This window comes from Streptomyces niveiscabiei (assembly GCF_001419795.1).
Taxonomy (GTDB): domain Bacteria; phylum Actinomycetota; class Actinomycetes; order Streptomycetales; family Streptomycetaceae; genus Streptomyces; species Streptomyces niveiscabiei.
Window position 1 is genome coordinate 1 of record NZ_LIRL01000416.1, and the last position, 1,833, is coordinate 1,833.

The 1,833-nt window shown below is 71.1% G+C and carries 2 protein-coding genes and 1 pseudogene; 1 reads left to right on the forward strand and 2 read right to left on the reverse strand.

Translation table 11 applies throughout. From position 1 onward, the window contains the following. Both AOK24_RS20510 and AOK24_RS20515 read right to left on the reverse strand, forming a co-directional pair. A partial coding sequence (locus AOK24_RS20510) for a TerD family protein (protein WP_167376850.1) occupies positions 1–597 on the reverse strand: 597 nt, incomplete at its 3' end. Between the two features lie 111 nt (positions 598–708). Further along, entirely contained in the window at positions 709–1,302 is a 594-nt protein-coding gene (locus AOK24_RS20515; RefSeq protein ID WP_055721521.1) for a M48 metallopeptidase family protein, read from the reverse strand. 350 nt (positions 1,303–1,652) lie between these two features. On the opposite strand from AOK24_RS20515, the pseudogene AOK24_RS46120 reads away from it, so the two are divergent. After that, positions 1,653–1,833 (forward strand): annotated as a pseudogene (locus tag AOK24_RS46120) (ThiF family adenylyltransferase); the annotation flags it as partial.

Consider the following 1,833-nt stretch of genomic DNA (forward strand, 5'->3'; position numbering starts at 1 on the left):
GGGTGCGAAGGCGGGTGGGGCGAAGCCGGGGGCCGCGGCCGGGGGCTCGGGTGCCGGGGGCGGTTCCTCCTCCGCGACCTCGCCGCCGAAGTTCTTCAGCAGCGCTTCGAGGCCGCCGTCGAAGCCCTGGCCGACCGCCGCGAACCGCCAGACGTCCTTGAGGTAGAAGTCGCCGAGCATCACCGCGCGCTCGGTGGAGAACTCCGAACCGTCGAAGGCGTACCGCGCGACCTCCTCGCCGCCGGCGACGATCCTCAGGTAGCCGGGGGCGATCTGCGACATCTGGCCGTCGCCGTCGATCGTCGCGGTGAAGGACAGCTTCTGGATCTGCGGCGGGACGCGGTCCAGGGTCACCCGGAAGGATTCCGTGTCCCCGGCCTGCTCACCGAGGAGCTGGATGGACTCCTCGGGCGACTTCGGCTGGTTGAAGAAGACGAAGTACCGGTCGTCCGAGAGCCGTTCGTCGGCGTCCAGTCCGAAGCAGCTGATGTCGAAGGCCAGTCCCGGCGCCGAGATCCGTACCCCCACGTACAGATCCGTGCCCGCCGTCAGATCGGCGACCTTGGCCTTGTGGCCGCGTTGGAATTCCCTGGGCATGTGCAACGACCGTCCCCCACTCCGGCTGCGAGTTCGTTCGCGCCAGGCTAACCGCTGGCTCTGACATCGCAGGAAGTCGGTACAGACCCGGTACACAACACGCGCCCGGCGTCACTCCCCGCGCGCGCCCGGCAGATGCGGGAGCCGGTCGGCGGAGACGACGCCCTCCAGGTACCCGCGCGCGCGTTCGGTGCGCGGGTAGGCCTCCAGCAGCCGCCAGAAGTCGGGCCCGTGGCCGGGTACGAGGAGATGCGCCAGCTCGTGCAGGAGGACGTAGTCGATGACGTACTCCGGCATGCCCTTCAGCCGGTGCGAGAGCCGGATGCTGCCCTCCGCGGGCGTGCAGGAGCCCCAGCGGGTGTTCTGGTTGGTCACCCACCGCACCGAGCTGGGCCGCGCGCGCCCCTCGAAGTACTGCGCGGACAGCCGCTGCGCCCGCTCGGAGAGCTCGGCGTCGCCGGGGACCCGTTTGCTCTCCTGGGCGGCCAGCTTGTCGAGCATGACAGTCACCCAGCGCTTCTCCTCGGCCTCGGACATCCGGGCAGGGATGAGCACGACGGTGCGGTCGCCCTCGCGGTACGCGGAGACCGTCCGGCGGCGCCGGGCGCTCCTGCGGACCTCGATCGCACTCGCCTTCGAGCCGCTCTGCGGCGCGTTCGTCGTGCTGCGCTGTGATGTTCCGGCGTGCAGTGGGTCGGCGGACACGCCCTGACGTTACCCGCTGCACACGGGAGAAGTCTTGACTCCGGGACGGTTCGGTGTCGTTCCCGTGGCGTCCGGGTGCTCCGAGCGGCCGACTTGTACGACTGATGCCGATACCTGTGGATAACTTTCGGCGGGTTTCCGCGAAGGTGGGCATGCTGAGGGTGACGGCCGGGACGAGGGTTCCGGCGAAGGGCCGGGGCCTGTGCGGGCCGGGCTCCGGGGCCGTGGTTCCGAAGGTCCGGGGTGCGCGGCCCGGGGTGGTGCGCCGGGGCGCGTGCCCGGGGGTGCGTGCCCCGGGGGTCTCCGAAACGTACGGCCCGGGTTTCATGACGACGACGGGGGTGGTGGCTGTGCATCCGAGGGTGAAGCCGGCGTTGCGGCGCGGGTGGCGGGATCTGAGCACCGTGCAGTTCGGGATGACCCCGGCGCAGGCGCTGACGCTGGGTCCGCTGGACAGCGCCACCCAGGGGTTCCTCGATCTGCTGGACGGCACGCGGGGGCTGCCGCTGCTGCTGGAGGAGGCGCGGCGGC